At 70.5% G+C, this 25,747-nt stretch carries 28 protein-coding genes and 1 pseudogene; 15 read left to right on the top strand and 14 right to left on the bottom strand.

Going from position 1 to position 25,747, the window contains the following annotated elements; all coding sequences use genetic code 11:
* Positions 1-7: 7 nt before the first annotated feature.
* The 4 genes from ACQHII_RS38485 to ACQHII_RS38470 all read left to right on the top strand — a co-directional run bounded on the left by ACQHII_RS38485 (position 8) and on the right by ACQHII_RS38470 (position 3,524).
* The gene (locus ACQHII_RS38485; RefSeq protein WP_427923589.1) at positions 8-466 is read left to right on the top strand and encodes an FMN-binding protein; all 459 of its coding nucleotides are present in this window, start codon (positions 8-10) and stop codon (positions 464-466) included.
* 77 nt (positions 467-543) lie between these two features.
* Complete coding sequence (locus ACQHII_RS38480; protein ID WP_427923588.1) at positions 544-1,926, top strand: ferredoxin reductase family protein; 1,383 nt, start codon at positions 544-546, stop codon at positions 1,924-1,926.
* 19 nt (positions 1,927-1,945) lie between these two features.
* A complete protein-coding gene (locus ACQHII_RS38475) occupies positions 1,946-2,728 on the top strand; it encodes an FMN-binding protein (RefSeq protein ID WP_427923587.1) in 783 nt (260 codons plus the stop codon).
* Entirely contained in the window at positions 2,721-3,524 is an 804-nt protein-coding gene (locus ACQHII_RS38470) for an FAD:protein FMN transferase (RefSeq protein WP_427923586.1), read from the top strand. The genes ACQHII_RS38475 and ACQHII_RS38470 overlap by 8 nt, the downstream gene beginning before the upstream one ends.
* A gap of 115 nt (positions 3,525-3,639) precedes the next feature.
* Here ACQHII_RS38470 and ACQHII_RS38465 read toward each other — a convergent pair whose 3' ends face one another.
* Genes ACQHII_RS38465 through argC form a run of 5 tightly spaced genes read right to left on the bottom strand, consistent with a single transcriptional unit; the run spans position 3,640 to position 8,491 of the window.
* Positions 3,640-4,179, bottom strand: coding sequence for an arginine repressor (locus ACQHII_RS38465; RefSeq protein WP_427923585.1), 540 nt, complete (start codon positions 4,177-4,179; stop codon positions 3,640-3,642).
* Positions 4,180-4,198: 19 nt separating this feature from the next.
* On the bottom strand, positions 4,199-5,398 hold the full coding sequence (locus ACQHII_RS38460) for an acetylornithine transaminase (protein WP_427923584.1): 1,200 nt from the start codon (positions 5,396-5,398) through the stop codon (positions 4,199-4,201).
* The gene (gene argB / locus ACQHII_RS38455) at positions 5,395-6,315 is read right to left on the bottom strand and encodes an acetylglutamate kinase (protein ID WP_427923583.1); all 921 of its coding nucleotides are present in this window, start codon (positions 6,313-6,315) and stop codon (positions 5,395-5,397) included. Before argB ends, ACQHII_RS38460 begins: the two co-directional genes overlap by 4 nt.
* Positions 6,312-7,466, bottom strand: coding sequence for a bifunctional glutamate N-acetyltransferase/amino-acid acetyltransferase ArgJ (gene argJ / locus ACQHII_RS38450; RefSeq protein ID WP_427923582.1), 1,155 nt, complete (start codon positions 7,464-7,466; stop codon positions 6,312-6,314). The genes argB and argJ overlap by 4 nt, the downstream gene beginning before the upstream one ends.
* The gene (argC, locus tag ACQHII_RS38445; protein ID WP_427923581.1) at positions 7,463-8,491 is read right to left on the bottom strand and encodes an N-acetyl-gamma-glutamyl-phosphate reductase; all 1,029 of its coding nucleotides are present in this window, start codon (positions 8,489-8,491) and stop codon (positions 7,463-7,465) included. The genes argJ and argC overlap by 4 nt, the downstream gene beginning before the upstream one ends.
* A 362-nt stretch (positions 8,492-8,853) precedes the next feature.
* On the opposite strand from argC, the pseudogene ACQHII_RS38440 reads away from it, so the two are divergent.
* Together ACQHII_RS38440 and ACQHII_RS38435 are read left to right on the top strand one after the other, a co-directional pair.
* A pseudogene (locus ACQHII_RS38440) lies at positions 8,854-9,087 on the top strand (TMEM175 family protein); the annotation flags it as partial.
* Between the two features lie 209 nt (positions 9,088-9,296).
* A complete protein-coding gene (locus ACQHII_RS38435; protein ID WP_427923580.1) occupies positions 9,297-9,464 on the top strand; it encodes a hypothetical protein in 168 nt (55 codons plus the stop codon).
* Between the two features lie 69 nt (positions 9,465-9,533).
* On the opposite strand, the gene ACQHII_RS38430 is transcribed toward ACQHII_RS38435, so the two are convergent.
* Positions 9,534-10,130 (bottom strand): CGNR zinc finger domain-containing protein, encoded by a 597-nt coding sequence (locus ACQHII_RS38430; protein ID WP_427923579.1) that lies wholly within the window; start codon positions 10,128-10,130, stop codon positions 9,534-9,536.
* A gap of 89 nt (positions 10,131-10,219) precedes the next feature.
* On the opposite strand from ACQHII_RS38430, the gene ACQHII_RS38425 reads away from it, so the two are divergent.
* The 3 genes from ACQHII_RS38425 to ACQHII_RS38415 are packed head-to-tail and all read left to right on the top strand — an operon-like array spanning position 10,220 to position 12,405.
* Positions 10,220-11,452: a cysteine desulfurase gene (locus ACQHII_RS38425; RefSeq protein WP_427923578.1), complete on the top strand. Its 1,233-nt coding sequence runs from the start codon at positions 10,220-10,222 to the stop codon at positions 11,450-11,452.
* Between the two features lie 51 nt (positions 11,453-11,503).
* A complete protein-coding gene (locus ACQHII_RS38420) occupies positions 11,504-11,968 on the top strand; it encodes a MerR family transcriptional regulator (protein WP_427923577.1) in 465 nt (154 codons plus the stop codon).
* Entirely contained in the window at positions 11,965-12,405 is a 441-nt protein-coding gene (locus ACQHII_RS38415) for a carboxymuconolactone decarboxylase family protein (protein WP_427923576.1), read from the top strand. The genes ACQHII_RS38420 and ACQHII_RS38415 overlap by 4 nt, the downstream gene beginning before the upstream one ends.
* Here the strand turns inward: ACQHII_RS38415 and ACQHII_RS38410 are convergent.
* Complete coding sequence (locus ACQHII_RS38410; RefSeq protein ID WP_427923575.1) at positions 12,392-14,878, bottom strand: alpha-L-arabinofuranosidase C-terminal domain-containing protein; 2,487 nt, start codon at positions 14,876-14,878, stop codon at positions 12,392-12,394. The two genes, ACQHII_RS38415 and ACQHII_RS38410, sit on opposite strands and share 14 nt — an antisense overlap.
* Positions 14,879-15,029: 151 nt before the next feature.
* On the opposite strand from ACQHII_RS38410, the gene ACQHII_RS38405 reads away from it, so the two are divergent.
* Positions 15,030-15,281, top strand: coding sequence for a hypothetical protein (locus ACQHII_RS38405; protein ID WP_427923574.1), 252 nt, complete (start codon positions 15,030-15,032; stop codon positions 15,279-15,281).
* A gap of 2 nt (positions 15,282-15,283) precedes the next feature.
* Positions 15,284-15,727, top strand: a complete 444-nt coding sequence (locus ACQHII_RS38400; RefSeq protein ID WP_427925505.1) for a DUF6314 family protein — start codon at positions 15,284-15,286, stop codon at positions 15,725-15,727.
* Positions 15,728-15,770: 43 nt separating this feature from the next.
* On the opposite strand, the gene ACQHII_RS38395 is transcribed toward ACQHII_RS38400, so the two are convergent.
* The 3 genes from ACQHII_RS38395 to ACQHII_RS38385 all read right to left on the bottom strand — a co-directional run bounded on the left by ACQHII_RS38395 (position 15,771) and on the right by ACQHII_RS38385 (position 18,442).
* Positions 15,771-16,364: a histidine phosphatase family protein gene (locus ACQHII_RS38395; protein ID WP_427923573.1), complete on the bottom strand. Its 594-nt coding sequence runs from the start codon at positions 16,362-16,364 to the stop codon at positions 15,771-15,773.
* A 104-nt stretch (positions 16,365-16,468) separates the two neighbouring features.
* Positions 16,469-16,906, bottom strand: coding sequence for a GNAT family N-acetyltransferase (locus ACQHII_RS38390; RefSeq protein WP_427923572.1), 438 nt, complete (start codon positions 16,904-16,906; stop codon positions 16,469-16,471).
* Between the two features lie 114 nt (positions 16,907-17,020).
* Positions 17,021-18,442 carry a PLP-dependent aminotransferase family protein gene (locus tag ACQHII_RS38385; RefSeq protein WP_427923571.1) on the bottom strand — a complete coding sequence of 474 codons (1,422 nt, stop codon included), beginning with the start codon at positions 18,440-18,442 and terminating at the stop codon, positions 17,021-17,023.
* Between ACQHII_RS38385 and ACQHII_RS38380 the strand changes: the two genes are divergently transcribed.
* A complete protein-coding gene (locus ACQHII_RS38380) occupies positions 18,441-19,382 on the top strand; it encodes a DMT family transporter (RefSeq protein WP_427923570.1) in 942 nt (313 codons plus the stop codon). The two genes, ACQHII_RS38385 and ACQHII_RS38380, sit on opposite strands and share 2 nt — an antisense overlap.
* 93 nt (positions 19,383-19,475) lie before the next feature.
* Positions 19,476-19,670: a DUF1918 domain-containing protein gene (locus tag ACQHII_RS38375; protein ID WP_427923569.1), complete on the top strand. Its 195-nt coding sequence runs from the start codon at positions 19,476-19,478 to the stop codon at positions 19,668-19,670.
* 1 nt (position 19,671) lies between these two features.
* Here the strand turns inward: ACQHII_RS38375 and ACQHII_RS38370 are convergent, their stop codons facing one another.
* On the bottom strand, positions 19,672-20,916 hold the full coding sequence (locus tag ACQHII_RS38370) for a glycoside hydrolase family 10 protein (protein ID WP_427923568.1): 1,245 nt from the start codon (positions 20,914-20,916) through the stop codon (positions 19,672-19,674).
* A gap of 170 nt (positions 20,917-21,086) precedes the next feature.
* Between ACQHII_RS38370 and ACQHII_RS38365 the strand changes: the two genes are divergently transcribed.
* Together ACQHII_RS38365 and ACQHII_RS38360 are read left to right on the top strand one after the other, a co-directional pair.
* Positions 21,087-21,962: a 3-hydroxybutyryl-CoA dehydrogenase gene (locus ACQHII_RS38365; protein WP_427923567.1), complete on the top strand. Its 876-nt coding sequence runs from the start codon at positions 21,087-21,089 to the stop codon at positions 21,960-21,962.
* A gap of 206 nt (positions 21,963-22,168) precedes the next feature.
* A complete protein-coding gene (locus ACQHII_RS38360) occupies positions 22,169-22,426 on the top strand; it encodes a hypothetical protein (protein WP_043681816.1) in 258 nt (85 codons plus the stop codon).
* Here the strand turns inward: ACQHII_RS38360 and ACQHII_RS38355 are convergent.
* From ACQHII_RS38355 to ACQHII_RS38345, 3 genes are all read right to left on the bottom strand, one after another.
* The gene (locus ACQHII_RS38355; protein WP_026178159.1) at positions 22,423-22,992 is read right to left on the bottom strand and encodes an NUDIX hydrolase; all 570 of its coding nucleotides are present in this window, start codon (positions 22,990-22,992) and stop codon (positions 22,423-22,425) included. The genes ACQHII_RS38360 and ACQHII_RS38355 overlap by 4 nt on opposite strands.
* 69 nt (positions 22,993-23,061) lie before the next feature.
* Positions 23,062-24,402, bottom strand: coding sequence for a hypothetical protein (locus tag ACQHII_RS38350; RefSeq protein WP_019066267.1), 1,341 nt, complete (start codon positions 24,400-24,402; stop codon positions 23,062-23,064).
* Positions 24,403-24,603: 201 nt separating this feature from the next.
* Positions 24,604-25,719: a PP2C family protein-serine/threonine phosphatase gene (locus tag ACQHII_RS38345; RefSeq protein WP_427923566.1), complete on the bottom strand. Its 1,116-nt coding sequence runs from the start codon at positions 25,717-25,719 to the stop codon at positions 24,604-24,606.
* Positions 25,720-25,747: the final 28 nt, after the last annotated feature.

Raw genomic sequence — 25,747 nt, 5'->3', positions numbered from 1 at the left:
GGTCGTCGTGCATCCGTTGAAGCAGAACCGGCCGCTGCGGCGCATCGTGCTGGCGAGCGCCGTGACCGCGTCCGGCCTGGTCATGCTGCTGGCGCTGAAGCCGCACACGGTGCCCGAGGTGGCCTCGGCGCCCCAGGTCGTCTCGTCGCCCGCTCCGTCCGGGAGCGCGAGCGGCAAGGCCGTCGCCGGGACGAAGACCGTCACCGGCGACACCGTGCAGACCCGGTGGGGCCCCGTCCAGGTGAAGATCACCGTGACGAACGGCAAGATCACCGATGTCACCGCGGTCCAGTCGCCGTCGGACAATCCGCGCGACCAGGAGATCAACTCCTATGCCCTGCCCCAGTTGAAGAGCGAGGCGCTGGCCGCGCAGAGCGCGAAGATCGACACGGTGTCGGGAGCCACCTACACAAGCGACGGTTACCGCCAGTCACTCCAGTCCGCACTGGACTCCGCGGGACTCTGAACGCACAGCCTCCACGGCACGTACTTCAGGGCCAAGGGGCCACGCCACCCCCCTTGTGCCCCGTCCACGGAGGAACCGTGACCACCACGCTCGCAGGCGGACGTGCCGCCCGCCGACAGACGATGCGCCGCATCCGCCCGCGCCGCTCCCCAGCGACCCTGCTGCTGCTCGCCGTCTGGGCGGGCGCCGCCGGAGTGCTGTGGCTGTGGTGGCACAACACGCCGTCCATCGCCGACCAGAACGGCAAGATCCTCAACGCGGGCCGTATCACCGGCCTGTTGGCCGGTTATCTGATGGCACTCGTCGTGCTCCAGATGGCCCGCGTGCCCGCCCTGGAGCGGAGGGTCGGCTCCGACCGGGTCGCCCGCTGGCACGCGATGAGCGGCCGGTACACGCTCTGCCTGGTGTTCGCGCACGTCTTCCTCATCATGTGGGGCTACGCCCTCCAGGCGGGCAAGACGCTGAGCGACATCGTCCAGCAGACCATCGACTCGGTGAACCAGCTGCCCGACATGGGCAAGGCCGCCATCGGCACGGGCCTGTTCGTGCTCATCGGCCTGTCCTCGATCGGCGCCGTCCGCCGCAGGATCCCCTACGACACCTGGTACCACGTGCACCTGCTGACGTACGGCGCGGTGTTCCTCACCTTCTGGCACCAGATCACCACCGGCAACGACTTCGCGCTGACCCCACTCGCCAAGACCGTCTGGTACGGGCTCTACGGCACGGTCACCGCGCTGGTCGTCTGGTACCGGATCCTCACCCCGATCCGGCTCAACCTGCGCCACCGCATGTACGTCGAGGCGGTCATCGAGGAGACGCCGGGCATCGTGTCCGTGCTGATCGGCGGGCGGAAGCTGCACCGGATGGGCGCGGAGGCCGGGCAGTTCTTCCGGTGGCGGTTCCTCGCGCCGGGGATGCGCTTCAGCTCGCACCCGTACTCGCTGTCGGCCGCGCCCCGCCCGAACATGCTGCGGATCACGGTCAAGGCCATCGGCGACCACAGCACCCGGCTGCGCGAACTGCGCCCCGGCATGAAGGTGTGGGCCGAGGGTCCGTACGGCGCGATGACCTCGCAGCGGCGCACCCGGGGCAAGGTGCTGCTGGTCGCGGGCGGTGTCGGCATCACCCCGATGCGGGCGCTGTTCGAGACGCTGCCCGGCGCGGCCGGTGACATCACGCTGCTCTACCGGGCCAACACCACTCAGGACCTGGCGCTGTGGGACGAGTTGGCGAAAATCGCCGACGAGCGCGGCGCCCGTCTGATGTACGCGGTCAACAGCCCCGACGGCGAGCGCCCCGACATCTCTGCGGACTCGCTGCGCCGGAAGCTGCCCGACATCGACAACCACGACGTCTTCATGTGCGGGCCGCCCGGCTTCGCGCAGTCGGTCTACGAAGCACTGCGCGGCGCGGGGGTCCCCGCCCGCCGCATCCATCACGAGTCGTTCGAGATGTGAGCGACGGGAGTCAGGAGCAATGAAGAAGAGCCACCCCATCCGGCGTGTTCTGCTCGCGAGCGCCGCCACCGTGTCCGGGATCGTTCTGCTGCTCTCCCTGAAGCCGGCGACCGACTCCTCCTCGGCGTCCGCGCAGGGTGCGGCCCAGGGGGCCGCCGCCGCGCAGGAGTCGCCCCAGGGCGGTGCCGCGGCGGCCGGGACCTCGACGGTCACCGGCGCCGCCACCCAGACCGAGTACGGGGTCGTCCAGGTGCGCCTGACGGTCGCCAACGGCAAGATCACCAAGGCCGAGGCCGTCCAGGCGCCGCACGGCGGCACCAGCGACCAGAAGACCGCCCTGTCCGTCCCCAAGCTGAACCAGGAGGTGGTCGCCACGCAGAGCGCGGACATCACCTCCGTGACCGGGGCGACGTACACCAGCGGCGGCTACAAGAAGTCCCTCCAGTCGGCCATCGACAAGATGAAGGCCGCCGGTGCCAACACGGCCGCCCCGTCGCAGAGTTCGGCCGCCGCGGCGCCCGCCGCGCAGGCCAAGACGGTCACCGGCAATGTCGCGACGACCATGTACGGACCGGTCCAGGTCCGGATCACGGTCGCCAACGGCAAGATCACCAAGGCCGAGGCGGTACAGGCCCCGAGCGGCGGGACCAGCGACCAGAAGACAGCGCTGGCGATCCCCAAGCTCAACCAGGAGGCCGTAGCCGCCGGGAACGCGAACATCGACTCGGTGTCGAGTGCCACGTACACGAGCGGCGGTTACAAGCAGTCCCTGCAGTCGGCGCTGGACAAGGCCGGTGGCTGACACGGTGACCGATCCCGCGGAGGCGCCCGCCGCGCTGCGGCACGCCGAGGAGGTCATGGGGACGGTGTTCTCCTTCGACATCCGCGGCGGGGAGCCCGAGGCCGTCCAGGCCGCACTGGAGCAGGCGGTCGCCCAACTGCACCGCGTCAACGAGGTGTTCAGCACCTACCGCGACGACAGTCAGGTGTCCCGGCTGGCCCGCGGCGAGCTGACCGTGGCGGAGTGCGACGCCGAGGTCGCCGAGGTGCTGGAGCTGGGCGCCGAGGCGGAGCGGGTCAGTTCCGGCTGGTTCAGCACGAACTACGAGGGCCGCCTCGACCCGACCGGCATCGTGAAGGGCTGGGCGGCCGAGCGGGCCGCCGAGCTGATCGCGACGGCGGCCGGGGTGAGCGGGGTCAGCGTGAACGGCGGCGGCGACGTCCAGATGTTCGGCACCCCGGGACCGCACCGGCCCTGGCGGGTCGGCGTCTCCGATCCCCTCCGTCCCGGCGGTCTCGCGGCCGTGATCTCGGCGGCGGGCACCGACGAACTGGCGGTCGCCACATCCGGTACGGCGGAGCGCGGGGCGCACATCGTGGACCCGTCCACCGGCAAGTCCGCGGTGACCGACCTGGTCGCCGTCACCGTCGTGGCACCCCGCCTCACCTGGGCCGACTGCTGGGCCACGGCCGCGTTCGCGATGGGCTCACGGGAGGGCCTGGCCTGGCTCGAATCACTCCCGGACGTGGAAGCCCTGCTCATCACGGCAGGCGACGAAGTCCGCTGCACGGGCGGGCTGGCGAGCCGCCTCGGGTAGGGATCCCCCATGCGAGTCGGGGGCGCACCGGAACTCTCCGGTGCGCCCCCGACTCGTAGCCCGTAGGTCGTACGGGTACGCCAGTGACTCGTAACTCGTCGGTCGTACGGGTACGTCAGTGGTCGTTCTGCGCCAGCCGCAGCAGATGGTCCGCGAGGGCCTGTCCGCCGAGCGGGTCCCTGCTGATCAGCAGGAGCGTGTCGTCGCCGGCGATGGTGCCGAGGATGTCCTGAAGTTCCGCCTGGTCGATCGCCGAGGCGAGGAACTGGGCGGCGCCCGGCGGGGTGCGCAGAACCACGAGGTTGGCGGAGGCCTCCGCGGAGATCAGCAGCTCGGCGGAGAGCCGCCGCATCCGCTCCTCCTTCGCCGACTCCCCCAGCGGCACGCGCGGGGTGCGGAAGCCGCCCTCGCTCGGAACCGCGTAGATGAGGTCGCCGTCGTTGTTGCGGATCTTCACCGCGTTCAGCTCGTCCAGGTCCCGGGAGAGCGTCGCCTGGGTGACGCTCAGCCCGTCGTCGGACAGCAGCTTCGCCAACTGGCTCTGGGAGCGCACCGGTTGCCGGTTGAGGATGTCCACGATCCGGCGGTGGCGGGCGGTGCGGGTCTGCGGCACGGCCGGCCCCACGGGCTGCTCGTGCTCCTGCGCCTGACTCATCGTCGACTCATTCTCCGGATCATCCGTCCCCCTTGGCCACGTCCAGGACACCGGGCAACGCCCGGAGGAACGCGTCCACTTCGTCGTCGCCGAGGTTCAGCGGCGGCATCAGCCGTACGACATCGGGAGCGGGCGCGTTGACCAGGAAACCGGCGTCCTGAGCCGCCTGTTGCACCTGGGGCGCGAGCGGCTCGGTGAGCACGATACCCAGGAGCAGGCCCGCACCCCGGACATAATCGATCAACGGGTGACGAGAACCGCCGTCGGCGCCCTCGATCCCGTCCCGCAGCTTCTCGCTCTGCCGCTTCACGTTGTCGAGCAGGCCCTCGGCCTCGATCGTGTCGAGTACGGCGAGACCGGCGGCGCAGGCGACCGGGTTGCCGCCGAACGTCGTGCCGTGCTGGCCCGGCTGGAGCAGATCGGCGGCGCGTCCGAAGGCGACGGTGGCACCGAGCGGCAGTCCGCCGCCGAGCCCCTTCGCGAGGGTCACCACATCGGGGAGCACGCCTTCGTGGGCCTGGTACTCGAACCAGTGCCCGGTCCGGCCGACCCCGGTCTGCACCTCGTCGAGGACCAGCAGCGCGCCGTGCGCGGCGGTGATGGCGCGGGCCGCCTTCAGGTATCCGGCGGGCGGTACGACGACGCCGTTCTCGCCCTGGATGGGCTCGATGATGACGAGCGCGGTCTCGTCGGTGACGGCGGCGGCGAGCGCCTGCGCGTCGCCGTACGGGACGTGCGTGACATCGCCGGGCAGCGGCAGGAACGGCTCCTGCTTGCCGGGCTGGCCGGTGAGGGCGAGGGAGCCCATCGTCCGGCCGTGGAAGGCGCCTTGGGTGGCAACCATGTGCTGACGGCCCGTCAACCGGCCGATCTTGAAGGCGCCTTCGTTGGCCTCGGCGCCCGAGTTGCAGAAGAACACCTTGCCGTCCCGGCCGAAGCGCTCAAGGAGCCGTTCGGCGAGGGCGACGGGCGGTTCGGCGATGAACAGGTTGGAGACATGGCCGAGTTGGGCGATCTGCTTGCTGACCGCCTCGACGATCGCCGGGTGGGCGTGACCGAGCGCGTTGACCGCGATACCGCCGACGAAGTCGGTGTACTCGTTGCCTTCCGCGTCCCAGAGCTTGGCGCCCGCGCCACGCACGAGGGGGAGCTTGGGGGTGCCGTAGTTGTTCATGAGCGCCCCCTGCCACCGCTGGGTCAGCTCCTCATTGGCGGTCATACGGCGTCCCCCTGGTTCTCGTCGGGCTTCCGGTCGGGCACGACCATCGTGCCGATGCCCTCGTCGGTGAAGATCTCCAGCAGGATCGAGTGCTGGACCCGGCCGTCGATGACGCGCGCGGTGGTGACGCCGTTGCGGACGGCGTGCAGACAGCCCTCCATCTTGGGCACCATCCCGGAGCTCAACTCCGGGAGCAGTTTCTCCAGTTGGGAGGCGGTGAGGCGGCTGATCACCTCGTCGCTGTTGGGCCAGTCCTCGTAGAGACCCTCGACGTCCGTGAGGACCATGAGGGTCTCGGCCCCCAGAGCAGCAGCGAGTGCCGCAGCCGCCGTATCAGCATTGACGTTGTAGACATGTCCGTCGTCCTCGCTCCTCGCGATCGACGAGACGACCGGGATACGGCCGTCGGCGAGCAGTGCCTCGATCGCGCCGGTGTCGATCGCGGTGATCTCGCCCACCCGCCCGATGTCGACCAACTCCCCGTCGATCTCGGGCAGATGCTTGGTGGCGGTGATGGTGTGCGCGTCCTCGCCGGTCAACCCGACGGCGAGCGGCCCGTGTTGGTTGAGCAGCCCGACCAGCTCGCGCTGCACCTGCCCGGCGAGCACCATCCGTACGACGTCCATGGCGTCCTCGGTGGTAACGCGCAGGCCGGCCTTGAACTCGCTGACGATGCCGTGCCGGTCGAGGGCGGCGCTGATCTGCGGGCCGCCGCCGTGCACGACGACGGGCTTGAGGCCCGCGTGGTGCAGGAACACGACGTCCTGGGCGAAGGCGGCCTTCAGGTCCTCGTCGATCATGGCGTTGCCGCCGAACTTGATGACGACGGTCTTGCCGTTGTGCCGGGTCAGCCAGGGCAGCGCCTCGATGAGGATCTGAGCCTTGGGCAGCGCGGTGTGCTTGCGAGTAGTGCTCATGACGAGTACGCGCTGTTCTCGTGGACGTAGTCGGCGGTGAGGTCGTTGGTCCAGATCGTCGCGGTCTCGGACCCGGCTGCCAGGTCGGCGACGATGTGCACCTCGCGGTAGCGCATGTCGACCTTGTCGCGGTCCTCGCCGACGCCGCCGTTCTTGCAGACCCAGACGCCGTTGATGGCGACGTTGAGCCGGTCCGGCTCGAAGGCGGCCTTCGTCGTGCCGATCGCGGACAACACCCGTCCCCAGTTGGGGTCTTCGCCGTGGATCGCGCACTTGAGGAGGTTGTTGCGGGCGATGGAACGGCCCACCTCGACGGCGTCGTCCTCGCTCGCGGCGTTGACGATCTCGATTTTGATGTCCTTGCTGGCGCCCTCGGCGTCCCGGATCAGCTGCTGCCCGAGGTCGTCACAGACGGCACGGACGGCCTCCGCGAACTCCTCGTATCCCGGGGTGACTTGGGAGGCGCCGGAGGCGAGCAGCAGCACGGTGTCGTTGGTGGACATGCAGCCGTCGGAATCGACCCGGTCGAAGGTGGTGCGGGTGGCTGCCCGAAGTGCCGCGTCCAGTACGTCACTTTCGACGTCGGCGTCGGTGGTGAGGACGACGAGCATGGTGGCGAGGCCGGGGGCGAGCATGCCGGCACCCTTGGCCATACCGCCGACGGTCCAGCCGTCCTTGGTGGTCACGACGGCGGTCTTGTGGACGGAGTCCGTGGTCTTGATGGCGATGGCGGCCTTCTCGCCGCCGTGCTCGGAGAGTTGACCGGCGGCGGTCTCGACTCCCGGGAGCAGCTTGTCCATCGGCAGCAGCAGCCCGATGAGCCCGGTGGAGGCGACGGCGACCTCGGCCGCGTTCAGACCGAGGGTGTCGGCGACCTTCTCGGCGGTGGCGTGGGTGTCCTGGAAGCCCTTCGGCCCCGTACAGGCGTTGGCGCCACCGGAGTTGAGGATCACGGCGGAGACCTGGCCGCCCTTGAGCACCTGCTCTGACCACAGCACCGGCGCGGCTTTGACGCGGTTGGAGGTGAAGACGCCCGCGGCGGCGAGGCGGGGCCCGTTGTTGACCACGAGGGCCAGGTCCGGGTTGCCGTTCTCCTTGATCCCGGCGGCGATGCCCGCGGCCGTGAATCCCTGTGCTGCCGTCACACTCACGGCGCGACTCCGATCGTAGAAAGCCCGGTGGTCTCGTCGAGTCCGAGGGCGAGGTTCATGCTCTGGACGGCACCGCCCGCGGTGCCCTTGGTCAGGTTGTCGATGGCGCTGATCGCGATGATCCGTCCCGCGGCCTCGTCGTACGCGACCTGCACCTGAACGGCGTTGGAACCGTAGACGGACGCCGTCGCCGGCCACTGCCCCTCGGGGAGGAGGTACACGAAGGGCTCGTCGGCGAAGGCCTTCTCGTAGACGGCGCGGAGCGACTCGGCGGTGACCCCGTCCCGCGCCTTGGCGCTGCACGTGGCGAGGATGCCGCGGGGCATCGGCGCGAGGGTGGGCGTGAAGGAGACGGTGACGGGCTCGCCGGCCGCCTCGCCCAGGTTCTGGATGATCTCGGGGGTGTGCCGGTGGCCGCCGCCGACGCCGTACGGCGACATGGAGCCCATGACCTCGGAGCCCAGGAGATGAGCCTTGGGCGCCTTGCCGGCACCGGAGGTCCCGGAGGCGGCGACGATCACGGCCTCGTTCTCGGCGAGCCCGGCGGCGTAGGCCGGGAAGAGCGCGAGAGAGGCGGCGGTGGGATAGCAACCGGGCACCGCGATGCGCTTGGACCCCTCCAACGCGGCGCGGGCGCCCGGCAGTTCGGGAAGGCCGTAGGGCCAGGTGCCGGCGTGTGCGGAGCCGTAGAACTTCTCCCAGTCGGCCGCGTCCTTCAGCCGGAAGTCGGCACCCATGTCGACGACGAGGACGTCCGGGCCGAGCCGCTCGGCGACGGCGGCGGACTGGCCGTGCGGCAGGGCGAGGAAAACCACCTCGTGTCCGGCGAGGACTTCGGGGGTAGTTTCCTCCAGGACCCGGTCGGCCAGCGGCAGCAGATGCGGTTGGAGCGCGCCGAGTTTCTGACCGGCGTTGGAGTTGCCCGTCAGGGCACCGATCTCGACCCCGGGGTGGGCCAGGAGCAGCCGCAGGAGTTCGCCACCCGCGTATCCACTCGCTCCGGCCACTGCCGCACGTACCGCCATGGAACCCTCCTCATCGATGGCATGACTATACGTTGTGCTGCACGTTTATGCAATCCGACGGGAGGGGTATGCAGACGGGTCGGCCGGGACTCGGCACCCCTCCTCGGTGCAGGGATCAGGCGCCGACGGCGGGCGTCCGGACCGAGCGGGGTCGGCGACGCAGTTCGGGCAGCCGGGCGCAGTCCTCCGCGGTGGCCAGGCCCTCCCCCAGGGCCAGCAGCGAGAGGAGTCGCACCGGGCGGCCGGCGGTGGCCGCGGCCTCCAGTTTGTGGTGGCCGTCGAGAAGGAAGTGAGTCAGACCCCAGTGCCGGGACCGGTCCTCGCCGAAGGCGCAAGGGCTCGACGCCCCCGCTCTCACCGCCATGACGGAACCAGTGGCAGAGACCCGCCCGCACGAGAACGAACCGAGCCCGAGCCGTCTGATCGCGATGACACTGCTCGTGATCGACCTGGCCGTCCCCACGCAGCTGGACGACGCCGGGTTCCACAAGGCGCTCGGCGAGGCCCTGCCCAGCAACGCGGCCTTCGCGCCGAGCTTCTCGCTGATCTCCGGGTTCTGGCGGGACCACCGGCGCATCCTCACCTCGCCGCGCACCGACACGACCACGGTCACCCACCTCGCACTCGTCGGGCTCGGACTGGTCGCGCTGCCGCCCTGCCCGACCGCGCTGCCGGCCGAGTACGCCTCCCGTCCGGAGGCCGTCGCCCTCGACGCGGGAGCCATGACCGCGATCCACGGGGTGCACGTGACCCTGCTGCCGCTCACCCAACGCCAGGTGCACCCTCGCCCGAGTCGCCCGCCGCGGTGGCCCGCCGCCGCTTCACCGGACAGCTCAGTGCCAGCGCGCCGATCTTCGCCCTGTCCATCCCGCCGGCCTACGTCAACACGACTGCGGCCAGGTGGTTCTGGGCCACGGTCGTCCCCATGCACTACGTCATCGGCCACTACCGGCGGCGCCTCGCGCGGCCGTGAGGCGCCCGCCGGGGCTCGTGACGGCAACACCGGCGGCACGCAACCGAGTTGTTCGCCCGCCCCTCCCCGTCACTCGTCTGCTCGTTCGCGCTTGGCCGCGTACGCCCGTGCCGCGCGGACCCGGTTCCCGCATCTGGTCGTGCACCAGCGCCTCGCCCCGTGCGAGCGCAGGAACCAGCGGGTGCAGCCCTGGGCGGCGCATGCGGTGAGCTGTTCGGCCTCGGGACCGGTGAGCAGGTCGGTGGCGTCCTCGGCGAGGAGAGAGAGGGCTGCCGCCGCCGGGTTTCCGGTGTCGGGTTCGTCGGCCCGGCGCGGGCCGTCGGCGGCCCAGAGCAGCCGAGGGGTCGAAGGGGCCGCCGCCAGCGCCGAGTTGAGGGCGGCGAGGCTCTCGGCGGACGGGACGCGACCGTCGCCGTAGGCCTCGAAGAGGGTGCGCAGGGCCTCGCGCAGGGCACGGAGCCGGCCGGACTGGCGGCCGTTCAACACCACGCGGTCGGGCAGCAGTTGATGGCGTACGAGCCAGAGGTGGGCGGCCTCGACGCCGTCGAGCAGGTCGACCGTGCCATGGCTGAGCGCGAAGCGCGTGTTGACCAGGGCGAGGGAGAGGTAGCGCTCCTCCCCAGGGACCGGGAGCTGGTGCAGGTAGACGGGCGCGTCGAGATCCACGGCCTCATGGTAACGCTTGCGATTCCCCGTGAGGAGTTCTAGCTTTCCTCACGGAGAATCGAAATCAAAACCGTGAGAGGCGAGATGCCGTGGGCTTCGATGTGGACGCGCTGCGCAAGGACTTCCCCATCCTGGAGCGGACGATGGACAGCGGCGCCCGGCTCGTCTACCTCGACTCCGGCGCGACCGCCCAGAAACCTCTCCAAGTCCTGGACGCCGAACGGGACTTCTACCTCACGCACAACGCGGCCGTGCACCGCGGCGCCCACCAGCTGGCCGGCGAGGCGACGGAGGCGTACGAGGGCGCGCGGCACACCGTCGCCCGGTTCATGGGTGCCGACGACGACGAGATCGTCTTCACCAAGAACACCACCGAGGGCATCAACCTCGTCGCCTACGCCCTGGGCAATGCCGGCCGGATCGGCCCCGGCGACCGCATCGTGGTCACCGAGATGGAACACCACGCCAACCTCGTGCCCTGGCAACAGCTCGCGGAGCGCACCGGCGCGACCCTGGACTGGTTCGGCCTGACCGACGAGGGGCGCCTCGACCTCACCCGGATCGACGAACTGCTCGACGAGCGCACGAAGGTCCTCGCCGTCGCCCACCAGTCGAACGTCCTCGGAACCATCAATCCGGTACGGCAACTCGCCGACCGCGCGCACGAGTTCGGCACCCTGGTCGTGGTCGACGGCGCCCAGTCGGTGCCCCACCGCCCGGTCGACGTAAGGGACTTGGGCGCGGACTTCCTCGCCTTCTCCGGGCACAAGATGCTCGGCCCGAACGGCATCGGCGTGCTGTGGGGACGGCGCGAACTCCTCGCCGGACTACCGCCGTTCCTCACCGGCGGTTCGATGATCGAGGTCGTCGAGATGGACCGCGCGACCTTCCTGCCGCCGCCGCAGCGCTTCGAGGCGGGTGTCCCGATGACCTCCCAGGCGGTGGGGCTCGCCGCGGCCGTGGAGTATCTGGAGGAACTGGGCATGGACGAGGTCGCGGCCCACGAGGACCGGCTCACCGCCCGCGCGCTGCGGCTGCTCCAGGAGGTTCCCGGCGTACGGATCATCGGCCCCCGCGACCTCACCGACCGCGGCTCGGCCGTCTCCTTCACCGTCGACGGCATCCACCCGCACGACGTCGGCCAGGTCCTCGACGAACGGGGCGTGGCCGTCCGCGTCGGCCACCACTGCGCCCGCCCGATCGTGCGCCGCTACGGCATCCCGGCGACGACCCGGGCGAGCTTCTACGTCTACAGCACCCCGGCCGAGGTCGATGCCCTGGTCGAGGGCGTCCGCGCAGCTCAGGCCTACTTCGGAGACTGATCCCCGACAGGGCTTGACCTGGAGCGCGCTCCAGGTTCTACGGTTGTGTTCATGAGCAGCGGACAGCCCCAGAACCCCCTCCCCGGGGACCGGGAACCCACCCTGACCATCGCCCAGGTCGCCGAGCGCACCGGACTCTCGCACGACACCCTGCGCTACTACGAGAAGGCCGGCCTCATCGAACGGGTCGGCCGGAGCACCGGCAACCAACGGCGTTACCAGGCAGCGGACTTGGCCTGGCTGGAGTTTCTGCTGCGGCTGCGCGAGACGGGCATGTCGATCGCCGACATGCAGCGGTTCGCCGCGCTGCGGGCGGCGGGGAACGTCTCGGTCGCCGACCGGCTGGCGATGCTCCGCGAGCACCGCGCCGAACTCGCCGACCGGATCAGGGTGTTGCGCCGCAACGCGACCGTACTGGACCACAAGATCGAACACTACGAACAGCTGCTCCTCGAAGAACTCGAAGAACGCGAAGAATCCGAGCACGAGCAGCCGGGATCGGACGGAACGACATGAACACCAGCACCACCCGTGAAGAGCGGTTCACCCACGGCCTGGAGGTCCTGAAGCGGGTCGACGGCGAGGCCGGGCAGCGGGTCGTCGACTCGCTCGCCGACATCAACCCCGAACTGGGCCACCAGGTCGTCGCCTGGGCCTTCGGCGAGATCTACGACCGTCCCGGACTTGCCCCGCGCGACCGCCAGTTGGTGACGCTGGGCATGCTCACCGCGCTCGGCGGCTGCGAGGCCCAGCTCGACGTGCATGTGAACGCGGCGCTGAACGTGGGCCTCACGCCGGAGGAGATCGTCGAGGCCCTGACGCACTCCGCGGTGTACTGCGGCATACCGAAGGCCCTCAACGCGACCTTCGCCGCGAAGAAGGTCTTCGCCGAACGTGGGCTGCTGCCGCTGGGACAGCAGCCCACGCCGGAGGCAGCGGCTACTTCTGCCTGATCCTCAGGAAGGTGATCGAGTTCGCCGGGAAGGTGTAACTGAACTTGTCGGCAACGCCGTTGAAGGTCGACAGGACCGGCGCGACCGCCGTGGCCGTCTCGCTGTTCACCGCGTCGGGCGCGGCGGCCAGCGTGGTCACCTTCGCCCTGGACGCGACCTTGGTGCCGCCCAGGTCGATCGCCGTACGGGCCGCCGAGGACTGGGCGTTGACGACCTTGACGATCAGGTCACCGGTCTTCGCATCCTTGGTCACCACCTGGCGGAACGGCTCGGCCGGCTTGTCGTCGGTGAAGCTTCCCCACTCCTGACCGTCGAGGTACAGGGTCACCTGACGGCCCCTCACCTTGATGTCGACGTCGTAGGCGCGGCCCGTCTCGATGGTCCCCGGCTTGGCGATCAGCGTCGACTTGCCGCCGTCCACGGCCTGTTCGACGGCGGTCTGGGTGTTGTTCCAGCCGCCCAGGTTCCACCAGTAGTAGTTGCCGGTGTCCTTGACGCCGAACGCGACCAGGAAGCCTTCCTTCCCTGCCTTCTTGGTGGCCTTCACATGGAGGTCGTAGTCGTGCCAGGCCGGGTCGCCCGCCGACACCATGGTGTTCTCGGCGGCGGTGTCGGTCTGGACGTACTGCCCGTCCTGGAGGCTCCAACTCCCGCCTCCCGTATGGGTCCACTGCGTCGCGTCACCGGAGAAGTCGTCGGAGAGCAGCGCCGAACCGTCCGCCGCCGTCACCTTCACGTCGTCGTACGCGGCGCTCGTCGCCCAGGTCGAGAGACCTACCGCGCCGGAGATCGGGGCGACAAGTGACGGTGTGCCGGTGGCGGTTGACGGCACAACCCGGCTGCCGACGTTGTTCATGAACAGCTTCTGCACCTCGTAGTTGGCGGAGCCCCAGGACGCGTGGTTGTTGAACCACACGAGGTCCGGGCGCCACTGGACGTAGTCCTCGTTCGCGAACAGCGGTGCGTAGGAGGCGAGTTCGACCACGTCCGCATTGCGTTCGAGGCCGGTCATGTAGGCCGCTTCGGCGAGGCCGTTCTTGAACGCGTTGCCGCCGGAGGCGTACTCGCCGAGAAAGACCTTCGGGCCGGTGCGGTCGTAGGAGTCGTAGCGGCTGTTGTTCTGCAGGAACCACTGCGGGCTGTTGTAGTAGTGCTCGTCGACCATGTCGACCTTGGCGTCCTTGTTCAGCTGCCAGGCCGTGTCGAAGGTCGAACCGCTGTCGTCCGGGCCCGCGTTGGAGATCACGGTCATGTACGGGTACGCGGACTGGATCGCCGTACGGAACTGGGTGAAGCGGGCGAAGAACTCGGTGGGGAGGTTCTCCTCGTTGCCGACCTCGATGTGGGTGAGGTGGAAGGGCTTCGGGTGACCCATCTCGGCGCGGAGCCTGCCCCACTTCGAGGTGACCGGGCCGTTGGCGAACTCGATGAGATCCAGGGTGTCCTGGATGTGCCGCTTGAGCAGCGCGGGGTCGTCGACGGCCTTGTTCTGGCCGCAGCCGGTCACCAGGGCCGGTACGACGGGCAGCGGCATCGCGCCGATGTCCTCGGCGAGGCGGAAGTACTCGTAGTAGCCGAGGCCGTAACTCTGGTTGTAGCCCCAGAAGTTGGAGTTGGTGGCACGCGTCTCGACCGGGCCGACGGTGTCCTTCCACTGGTACGAGCGCTTGCGCTGGTGGCCCGAGGCCGCGCTGTAGTCGTCCATGGAACCGGTGTTGACCAGGCAGCCGCCGGGGAAGCGTACGAAGCCCGGGTGCAGGGCGGCGATCTTCTCGGCGAGGTCCTTGCGGAGGCCGTTCGGCTCGTGCTTGTAGGTGTCGCGAGGGAAGAGGGAGACCATGTCGAGGGCGGTCGCGGCCGAGGAGGCGACGGTGAGGCGGCCCGTGGTGCTGGTGCGGGTCGCGGTGAACGTGGCCTTGTACTTGGCCCAGCCGTTCTTCCGTACGGCGACCTGGTGGGCGGTCGCCAGGGTGCCGCCGGCGTCCTGGAGGCTCACGGTGAGCGTGGTGCCGCCCTCCGCGCGGGCCCACACCGAGAAGTCGTACTTCTTGCCGTCCTCGACCGCGATGCCGGTGTTGTAGCCGGCGTCGGTGACGGACGAACCGGCCGCCAGGGAGAGGTAGTTGCGGTTGGTCTCGTTGAGGCGGCCGGCGTCGTTCACCACCTGGGCCGTACCGGTGACCGTCCAACCGGTCAGCGGGGTGTACGACTTGTTGTCGTCGGTGGAGTACTCGAAGGACCTGTTCTGCACGAGTTCGGCGTAGAGACCGCCGTCGGCCGCGCGGTTGATGTCCTCGAAGAAGACGCCGTACATCGTCTTGTCGATCGCGGCGCCCCGCGTGCCCGGGTCGACGGTGATCGCGTAGTCGGTGACGTCCTCGGCGTGGGCAGGGGCGGGGACGACGGCCGTCGCCAGCAGGAAAGCGCTTGCCCCGAGGGCAAGTCTCAGGCGGGTGCGGCTGGTGCGTGACATGGATACTCCGCGGCTCGGATCGGATCGTGCGCGATGCTCGAATGTCCAGTTCGAGATATCGGACGTCGGTCAGCACTTCGAACGGCAAGATAGGCAAGGGTCGTGAGCACGTCAATGGGACCGGCGCGGGCGGGGACGTAGGGTCGAGGGCATGTCCGCGTTGTTGCCGTACCTCGTCCTGCTCGGCTCTCTCGCCGTCACGCTGGGGTTCTTCACCCTGCTCGCCCGGCGGATCCGCCGCCGCGGCACGGCCGGGGGCGGGATCGGCGGTGCCCTGGCCGCGTACGAGGAGGCCTTCCGGACCACGAGTCACGCCTCGCACCACGAGATCCGGGCGCAGGCGGAGCGCAAGGCGCCCGCCGACTCGCCGGACGGGTGGCGCCGGCGGCGCAGGAAGGGATGACGGTGGGCGAGTTCTGGCCGGTTTCCGATGTACTCGCGTATCTGTCGGGGAGTTGGCGGGTGCGGCGGTCCGTGCGGGATCTGGCGAGCGGGGACGAGGGCGCGTTCTCGGGTACGACCGTGTTCGGCGCACTGCCCGAAGGGGGGCTGCTGCACGCCGAGTCGGGCACCTTCACCTGGCGGGGCGTGGCCCGTCCCGCCGAGCGGACCCTGCGGTTCCTGCCGGGCGCGAGGCCCGGTACGGCCGATGTGCGCTTCGGCGACGGGCGGCCCTTCCACGCACTGGATCTGACCTCGGGACGGTATGTCGCCGACCATCCCTGCTCCGCCGACCTGTACCGGGGCGAGTTCACGGTCCTGGACGCCTACCGGTGGCGGACCGTGTGGCGGGTGGGCGGGCCCGCGAAGGATCTCGTGCTCAGCACGGATTACGTGCGCGAAGGTTGAACTCGGGCTCCTCTCCCCCGAGTTGACCGGTGATTCACGCCGGCTAGACCCGCCGCGACTGAACCGCCGCTCCGTCGAAGCGCAGGTTCCAGCGGCCCGCGCTGCCGGTGACCGTGGTGGTCGACAGGGGGCGTACGTCGATGTTCCAGTAGGTCGAGGGCGGAGCCTTGAGGGCGTAGACCAACGCGGCCCGGATGACGGAGGGTTCGGCGACGGCCACTATCCGGTCGCCGTCCTCGATGGGGCGGGTGTCCAGCCAGCCGCCCACCCGGGCGATGAAGGAGAGCAGCGACTCACCGCCGTGCGGGGTGGAGCGCGGGTCGGCGAGCCAGGCGTCCACCAGTGCCGGTTCGCGGGCCATCGCCTCGCCGAGCGTCAGCCCGCGCCAGCGGCCCATGTCGCAGTCCCGCAGAGCGAGTTGCACCAGCGGGGTGTAGCCGAGGCCGTCGCCGGTGGTGCGGCTGCGCGGGGTGGGCGAGCAGTAGCGCAGCTCCGCCGCGGCCAGCGGCAGCAGTACCGGTGCGGCGCGCTGCACCTCGTCCCAGCCCGCCTGGTCCAGCGGCCGGTCGTCCTCGAAGCGCTCCGCGAGCAGCGGGGAGCTGCGCGCGGCTGCGACGAACGTGACCCGAAGTTGCATGCGGCGATCGTGATCCCGCCGAAGTACGCAGGTCAAGGGGGGCCGGATGAGAGTTACCCAGGGTGGGCGAAACCTTACTTCGAAGTCAGGACCATGCGGACAAGTCACTCGAAATACAGGGCCATCCACTGGTCGGGCCGCTCCAGTGGCTTGAATCCGACCTTCTCGTACACCCCGTGGGCGTCGTGCGTGGCGAGCAGGATCCGGCGCACTCCGAAGGGCCGCAGTTCCTCGCGGACTGCGGCGACGAACGCCGTACCGATGCCCTTGCCGCGGACCGACGGGTCCACGTAGATGTCGCACAGCCAGGCGAACAGCGCGCCGTCGGTCACGACGCGTGCGTACGCCACCTGTTCGCCCGAAGCCGTGTCGTAGACCCCGAAGTTCATTGAGGACTCGACCGCGCGCTCCTGCTGTTCGCGGGGGCGGCCCTTTGCCCAATATGCGTCGGTGGACAGCCAGTTGTAGGTGCGGTCGCGGTCGACGCGGGCGGTGTCGGCGGAGAATTCGTAGCCGTCGGGGAGGCTCGGGGTGTCGTTCATGGCGGGAGACTTGCAGGCCAGGAACGTGGGCGTCGAGTGGTTTTCATCCTGTGGGCCGGTGGGGGCTGGTCGCGCCCACGCGGCAGAGTCGCAGAGTGTCACCGCCCCGCGCCCCTAAAGGGCCGCCCGCAGGCGCCGTACCCCCTCCACGATCTCCCCCGTCCCCGCGACCGCCGCGAAGCTCAGCCGGATGTGGGCGGCCGGGGGTTCGGCGCTGAAGTAGGGGCGGCCGGGGGTGAGGGCGACGCCCGCGCGGAGGGCGGCGGTCGTGAGGGACTGCTCGTCCGTGCCGGTGGGGAGGCGGAGCCAGAGGTGGTAGCCGCCGGAGGGGATGTGCGGGAGGGAGAAGTCGGGGAGTTCCAGGCGCAGGGCCGCCGTCATGGTGTCCCGGCGGGTCTTCAACTCGGCCGAGATCGCGCGGAGATGGCGTGGCCAGGCCGGTGAGCCGACGAGTTCGAGGGCCGCCTCCTGGAGCGGGCGGGGGACGAAGAAGGTGTCGACGACCTGGATGGCGCGCAGGCGTTGCAGTACCGGGCCGTGTGCGGCGAGCGCGCTGACGCGGAAGCTGGGCGAGGTGGCCTTGGTGAGCGAGCCGACGTGGACGACGACTCCGTCGGGGTCGTCGGCGGCCAGCGGGGGCGGCAGCGGCCCCGCGTCCTCGTGCACCAGCCGTCGTACGAAGTCGTCCTCGATGACGAACGCGCCCGCGTCGCGGGCGATGCGCAGGACCTCCGGGCGGCGCGCGGGGGCCAGGACGGCGCCGGTCGGGTTCTGGAAGAGGGGCTGGCAGACGAACACCCGGGCGCCGGTCGCGTGGAAGGCGTCGGCGAGCAGGGCGGGACGTACGCCGTCCGCGTCGACCGGGACGGGGACCGGGCGCAGGCCCGCTGCCCTCGCGATCGCCAACATGCCTGGATACGTGGGGGATTCGACGAGGACCGGTGCACCGGGGGGCGCCAAGGCGCGCAATGCCGTCGTCAGCGCCGTCTGGCCGCCCGCGCAGACGAGGACATCGGCGGCGGTCACCGCTCCGCCGATGCCGCGCGCGAACCACTCGCGCAGTTCCGGCAGTCCCTCCATCGGCGGCCGGCCCCAGGCGCCGGGGCGCCGCCCGGCCCGGGACAGGGCCGCGGCCATCGCGCGCTCGGGCTGGAGGGAGGGGTGCAGGTAGCCGCCGTTGAACTCGATCACCCCGGGCGGTGGGGCAGCGAGCGTGGCCAGGACGCCGGAGGCGTCGACCGTGCGCGGTACGACGTCGGCGGCGCCGTCCGCGCTGAGTGCGACCTCCTGCCAGGAGGTGTCTCCGGTGGCGGCGGTCGCGGCGCGGGGCACGGCCCGGAACGCGCCCGCGCCGGGGCGGGTGACCACCAGCCCCTCGGCGGTCAGCTGCGCGAGGGCGCGCGTGACGGTCACCGGGCTCACCCGGAACCGCTCCACGAGCGCCCGGCTCGACGGCAGCTTTCCACCAGGAGAGTAGCGGTTGAGTTCCCGTCGTAGGTGATTCGCCAGTTCACCGACACTGCTACGCTCTTGCATGAGAGCACATGATAGCGCTACTGCCCCGAGCCCGATAGCGGTCAGCACCGCGCCCGCCACCACCGGGACGGCCAGGGCGGCGAAGATCCCCGCCGGCACGGTCCTCGCCGCGCTCGGTGTGATCGCCTTCTCCCTCACCTTTCCCGCGACCGCCTGGGGGCTCGAAGGCTTCGGCCCCTGGTCGTTGGTGGCCGTGCGCTGCGTCCTCGCCGCGCTGATGGCGGGCGGCTGTCTGCTGGCGCTGCGTGTGCCGGTGCCCGCCCGCCGGCACTGGGCCGGACTGGCCGTCGTCGCGGCCGGAGTGGTGGTCGGCTTCCCGATGCTGACCACGCTCGCACTGGAGACGTCCACCACGGCGCACGCGGCGGTCGTCGTCGGCCTGCTGCCCCTGACCACCGCCGCGATGTCCGCGCTGCGCACCGGCGTCCGCCCCTCGCGCACGTTCTGGACGGCCGCGCTCGCGGGCGCAGGCGCCGTGCTCGCCTTCACGATCCAGCAGAGCGGCGGCGCGCTGACCAGCGCCGACCTGTATCTCCTCGCGGCCCTGCTGGTCTGCGCGGCCGGCTACACCGAGGGCGGCCGGCTGGCCCGGGTGATGCCCGGCTGGCAGGTCATCGCCTGGGCCCTGGTCCTGTGCCTCCCGCTGAGCGTCCCGGCCGCCGCGACAGCCCTGTCCTACGACACCCCGCACCTCACCGCGCACAGCGTGGCCGGGGTGCTGTGGGTCGCCGCCGGTTCGCAGTTCCTGGGGCTGGTCGTCTGGTACCGGGGCATGGCGGCGATCGGGGTCCCGAAGGCCAGCCAGTTGCAGTTGGCGCAGCCGCTGCTCACGCTGGTGTGGTCGGTGTTCCTGCTGGGTGAGCACCTGCCGTTGGCCGCTCCGCTGACGGCGGCGGCCGTGCTGGTGTGCATCGCCGTCACCCAGCGCGCCCGGAGTTGAGGGACGTGCGCGACCCGGTCCCGGCCGGGCGGGCCGCCGTAGACTCGAAAGGCATGGACCGCTGCTCCCGGACTCGGTGAGGAGGCGCTGCAGATGCGTGCGACCGTTGGCGACAGGCTCGTCCAGCACGGCAGGGTGGTCGGCCTGCACGACCAGGTCTCGGAGGTCGTCGAGGTGATGGGCACGGAGGGCAACCCGCCCTACCGCGTCCGCTTCACCGACGGGCACGAGGCCGTGATGTCACCAGGCCCCGACTGCGAGGTCAGGCACCAGGACACGGAACGGTAGATCAACGCGGGGGTTTCGCCGGCTGCCCGTAGTGGTCGGCGACCACCCGCGCCATGGCGCCGACCGGGTCCACCGCGACGTCCCGGGCGGCGAAGAAGACATGCCCGCCGACCTCCGGGTAGCGGTCGGCGAGGGTGAGGTGCCGGGAGAGTTCGGCCGGGTCGCGCCAGGCCGCGGGCTGCGCCGGGTCGCCCGCCTTGTACAGCGCCTCCCCCGCGTACAGCCGCGTCTTCGAACCGCGCGCGACCGCCGCCCACCAGGGCAGCAGCTTCGCGTAGTCGGCGGGGGCGAAGCCGATGTTCCAGTACAACTGAGGGACGATGTAGTCGATCCAGCCCTCGCGCACCCACTTCCGGGTGTCCGCGCAGAGATCGTCGTACGTCTGCACGCCCGCCGTGGTGTCGGAGCCGCGCGGGTCGGTGGCGGCGTTGCGCCACACGCCGAAGGGGCTGATGCCGAAGCGCGTGCCCGGGCGGATCCGCTTGATGCGGGCGGCGGTCTCGCGGATCAGCTTGTCGATGTTGTCGCGGCGCCAGGAGGCCTTGTCGGTGAAGGCGCCGCCGTACTTGTCGTAGGCCGCTTCGTCGTCGAAGGTCTGGCCGGCGACCGGGTACGGGTAGAAGTAGTCGTCGAAGTGGACCGCGTCCACGGGGTACTTGCGCACCGCGTCGAGGATCGCGTTCTCGACGAAGAGCCGGACCTGGGGCAGCCCGGGGTTGTAGTAGAGCTTCCCGCCGTACGTCACGACCCAGTCGGGGTGCTTGCGCGCGGGGTGCGAGGCGACGAGCTTCGTCACGTCGGTGGTGTTGGCGATCCGGTACGGGTTGAACCAGGCGTGCAGTTGCAGCCCCCGCACATGCGCCTCTTCCACGGCGGTCTTCAGCGGGTCCCAGCCGGGGGCGACGCCCTGGGTGCCGGTCAGGTACTGGGACCAGGGTTCGTAGGGCGAGGGCCACAACGCGTCGGCGGTGGGCCGGACTTGGAAGATCACCGTGTTGAGGCGGTCGCGGACCGCCGTGTCGAGGTGGGCGATGAGTTCGGTGCGCTGCTGCGCGGCGGTCAGGCCCGGGCGGGAGGGCCAGTCGCGGTTGGCCACCGTCGCCAGCCACACGCCCCGCATCTCGGTGACCGCGCGCGGACGCCCGGCCACTGCCGGCGCGCGCCCGGTGTCCGCCGCCGCGCTGCCGGTCGTGGCCAGCGTGGACAGTGCCGCCATCGCGAACGTCCGGCGTGACAGTCGCCCCATCCGTACACCCCCATACGCTGCGGATCCGTGCGGTCACGGATCGTCTCCGCGCCCCAGGATGCCCGACCCCGACGATCGATCATCGATACTTGCGGGTAACGTGCACGATCGGAGCAGACTCCGGACAACGGGGTTCTACCAGAGCCCGCAGAAGCAGCGAAGGGGACGATGTGACGGACATCCCGTCGGGAGACATCTCGCGCGTCGGAGTGGTCGGCTGCGGCCAGATGGGCGCCGGTATCGCCGAGGTGTGCGCCCGCGCCGGCCTGGACGTGAAGGTCGCCGAGACCACCGGCGAGGCCCTGGAGATCGGCCGGACCCGGCTGTTCAACTCCCTGTCCAAGGCGGCCGAGCGCGGCAAGATCTCCGCCGAGGAGCTGGCCGGGACGCAGGCGCGGCTCAGCTTCACCACCGACCTCGGCGAGTTCGCCGACCGCGACCTCGTCATCGAGGCCGTCGTCGAGAACGAGCAGGTGAAGACCGAGATCTTCCAGGTGCTCGACCAGGTCGTGACCCGCCCCGACGCGATCCTCGCCTCCAACACCTCCTCGATCCCGCTGGTCCGGCTCGCGGTCACCACCTCGCGCCCCGACCAGGTCGTCGGCATCCACTTCTTCAACCCGGCCCCGGTGCAGCAACTCGTCGAGCTGATCCCGGCGTTGACCACGTCCGAGGGCACGCTCGGCCGCGCCCAGCTGTTCACCGAGAAGGTGCTCGGCAAGCACGCGATCCGCGCCCAGGACCGCTCCGGCTTCGTGGTCAACGCGCTGCTGATCCCCTATCTCCTCTCCGCTATCCGGATGTTCGAGTCGGGCATCGCCAGCCGCGAGGACATCGACAACGGCATGGAGCTGGGCTGCGCCCACCCGATGGGCCCGCTGAAGCTGTCCGACCTGATCGGCCTGGACACGGTCGCCTCGGTCGCGTACTCGATGTACGAGGAGTACAAGGAGCCGCTGTACGCCGCTCCCCCGCTGCTCCAGCGCATGGTCGACGCGGGACGGCTGGGCCGTAAGTCCGGCTCGGGGTTCTACACCTACGGCTGAGCTGCCGCCGTACGCGACAACTCACGGTGATGTCGCGGCCGTTACGGGCCCGGCGCTCGTCGGAGTGCCGGGCCCGCGGCATTCACACACCGTGTGCGCGCCGGGCCCGCATATGCCGCTCGCACACTCTCCCCCGGTGTCCACCAGGCGAGTTGACTCTTCATGCGCATGCAAGGGATGTTCCGACTACGGAAAGGAGCGGACACGTGACCGCCGACCCCGAGCATCCCGTGGTCCATGGAGAACTCGCAGAGTTACGCCGCCGCCTCGACGTCGCCTACGCGCGGGTCGAGGGAGGGCTGGCGCTGCTCAGCCATCGCACCGAGGAGACGGACAAGGAAGTGGATGATCTGAGCGCGCGCATCGTCGCCCTCGAGCACACGCGGTGGCCGCTGCCGGCCATTGCCGCACTGACCGCCGTGGGCGCGCTCGTCGTGACGATCTGGCAGGCCCTGGGGCGCTAGACGCCTGGACGTCGGGCAGGACTTCGAGGGGCGTCCTGGCCCAGCCTCAAGTGGTGCAACAGCAGTAACGCGGCCGCCATGTTGGCGGCCGGGACCTCCCCGCGGGCGACCATGTCGGGTACGAGTTTGAGCGGTACCCATTCCCGGCGGTCCGATTCGAAGTCGTCCACGGGGTGTCCGGTGTACTCGCCCTCGTCGGCCCAGTAGATGTGGTGCCGGGCGTCCGTGAGCCCGTTGGACGGTTCCACGCTCATCAGGTGGTGCAGGGGCCCCGGCCGCCAGCCGGTCTCTTCCTCCAGTTCCCTGGCGGCGGCCCGCGCGATGTCCTCGCCGTCCTCGACGACGCCCGCCGCGAGCTCCCACCCCCAGCTGTCGGTGATGAAGCGGTGGCGCCACAGGAGGAGAACCTCGTTCGCCTCGTTCACGACCGTCGCCACCGCCACCGGCCTCAGCCGTATGAGGAAGTGGTCGAGGTGCTGGCCGTCGGGTAGTTCGACATCCGCGAGATTGACGCTGAACCAGCGGTTTGAGTACACAGTTTGTTCGTTCTGTTTCGTCCACTGCACGGTTCTGCCACCTTCCGTCGAGTAAGTGGCAATATCGCAGCAGGGACTGTGTTGTGGTCTACGGCTCCTTTACAGCGGTACGCGCAGTGCCCCGTCGATGAGTTCGGCCGCCTCGGCCGTACCCGCGCAGTCGCTGCGCACCAGGTACTCGCGCACCGCGCGGAGTCTGTCGCGCAGCCGCTGGGACTCCATCCCCCTGGCCTGCTCGGCCATCTGCACCGCCGTGGCCACCGCTTTGTCGGCGTTTCCCTGGCGGAGTTCGATCTGGCTGAGCATGGCGAGCCGGTGCACCCGGCCCCGGTCGTGCGCCGGAGTGTCCACGGCCGCGGTGGCGTGCTCCCCCGCCGCCGTCAGATCGCCGAGGCTGAGCAGGGCCTCCGCCACCTGGACGTTGACCAGGCCCGGCTGGACATAGCCGGTCTCGTCGGGTTCGTATCCGCGCCGGATGCGTTCGGCGGCCTGCTCGGCCCGCCGGATGCAGGAGAGCGCGCTCGTGCCGTCGCCGAGGTGGGCGTACGCCTTGGCCTGCATCGCGTACAGGTCGGAGGCGAGCGCCGGGGTGATCTGCCGACCCGCCGCGCGCAGCGCGGCCTCCGCGAAGGCGACGGCCTGGCGGAACTCCCGCATGAACAGCGACTGGTTGACCAGCAGCGCGATGACGTACGCGCCAAGTCCCCTGTCGTTGCTGGCCTTCGCGAGCCGCAGCGCCTGGTGGAAGTAGCGCTGGGCGAGTCCGTGCGCGTCGGAGTCGTAGGCGCAGATGCCCGCGATGGCCACCAACCCGCCGGTCGCCCGGTGCAGTTGGCGGCCGGTGGCGTCGGTGTAGCTGCCGCGCAGCAGGGGCGCGGTCTCGGAGTTGAGGAAGCCGACGATGCGGCTGCGGGTCGCCACGCCGCCGGCCTTGCGGTACATCTGCTCGTAGTGGGCGCGGGCCGCGCGCAGCATCTCGATGTCGGCCATGCTCACCCGGTGCCGGCCGCCGCGCGAGACGTCCACGTCGTCCGGCGGGTTCTCCCACTCCCACACGGGCATCACGGCGGGCGTTCCGGTGACCGCGGGCGCCCCGAGGATGTGCGGGCGCTGCTGTTCGTCGGAGCGCCACAGGGCGGTGGCCCGCTCGACGAAGCCGGAGAGGGAGGTGCCGTGCGGGGTGGAGGGCTCGCCGGGCACGCCCAGGCCGATGTCGTCGAGCGTGACGGGTCGGTGCAGGCGGGTCGCGAGCACCTCGCAGATCAGATCGGGGACCTGGCCCCGGGGGCGCTGGCCCTTCAACCACCGTGCTACGGCGGTGTGTTCGTACCGGAGTGCGAGGCCTCGGGCGCGGCCCGCCTGGTTCACATGTGCGGCGAGTCCCGCGTGCGAGATGCCCGCCTCGTCCAGGATGGCGTCGAGAAGTGTGTTGGGCTGCATGGATGGCCCCCCGGTGACTCGGTGCGGACAGAGTAGTGCGGCTGGGTTCACACGGGGTGTGAACGGAGTGCGTGGATCCGGGGTGTGTGCGCGCTGTTGCGGAGAGTTCCCAACCGGTTGACTGGATTGCCTCGCAAGAGGCCGGCCGGGCCGCCGGCTCCCCCTCGTAAGTGCGGCGGCCTGGCTTTGCGGGGACACCGACTAACGGAGGTTTGTCGGCTGCGGCGCCGTCGTGGCTGGTCGCGCAGTTCCCCGCGCCCCTAGGTGGGGATGCATAGCCTTGCGATCATTGCGGAGGACCAGTAAGGCAACGTCATCCGTGGGCGTGCCGCCCGCATGACGCAGTAACGCCGTGAAGACCGCGCCAAGGATCGACTGCGGTACCGGAAGGGGGTGGTGACCCACCACCTCCGCCAGCGCCTCCTTCAACGGGAAGAAGCGTCCCTGGCCGTCACGCGCGTCCTCCGCCCCGTCCGTATAGAGGAACAGGGCCTCGCCCGGGCGTAGTTGGCCGCCGCAGACGAACGGCAGTTCCGTCGGCAGAGGGAACGGACCGAGCGGTGGGAGCGGGTCCGTGCGGGCAATGGGCCGCACCCCTCCCCCGCTCAGCAGATACGGCCACGGATGCCCGCAGTTGAGAGCCCGGACTTCGCCGTCCGCGCCGATCTCCAGAAGCAGTACCGTGACGAACTCCTCCGCCACCGGACTGTCGGGGTCCAGCACGCCCGACGCCGGGTGTTCCGCGCGGGCGCGTTCGCGGAGGTGGCGGGCGAGCGCGCGGTCGAGGCGGCGTAGGACGCCCTCCAGGTGGGGTTCGTCGTGGGCGGCCTCGCGGAAGCTGCCGAGAACGGCGGCGACCGTGCCGATCGCCGCGATGCCATGGCCTCGTACGTCACCCATCACGACCCGGACGCCGTGCTCGGTGGCGATCACCTCGTAGAGGTCGCCGCCCACCACCGCGCCGCGTTCGGCGGAGAGTTGGGCGGCGGCGATGTTCAGGCCGTCGAGGCGGGGTGGCAGTGGGCGGAGCAGCGCGTTCTGGGCGGCGCCCGCGATCTGGCGGATCTGGCGGAGTTCGCGCAGCAGCGAGCGGCGGACCTGGACGACGAGTCCGGTGCCGACCGCGAAGAACACCGCGCTGGTGACGATGCGGGCGCCCAGGCCGGTCTGCTGGGCGAGCGGGCAGGTGAGTTTGTAGGTGATCGCTATGGCGCCCCACATGCTGGGCAGCCCCAGGGCGAGCGCCCGGCGCAGTGGACGGCGGGCGCGCGGCCTCGGGCGCGGCCTGCGGGGAACCCCAGCCTTGATGCGGATCATGCCTGTGGCCCCCCAAATAGGCCCCGAC

The organism is Streptomyces sp. cg40, assembly GCF_050320165.1.
Taxonomy (GTDB): domain Bacteria; phylum Actinomycetota; class Actinomycetes; order Streptomycetales; family Streptomycetaceae; genus Streptomyces; species Streptomyces hokutonensis.
Note: the sequence above shows the minus strand (reverse complement) of the source record. Positions and strands in the feature narration are given on the sequence as shown.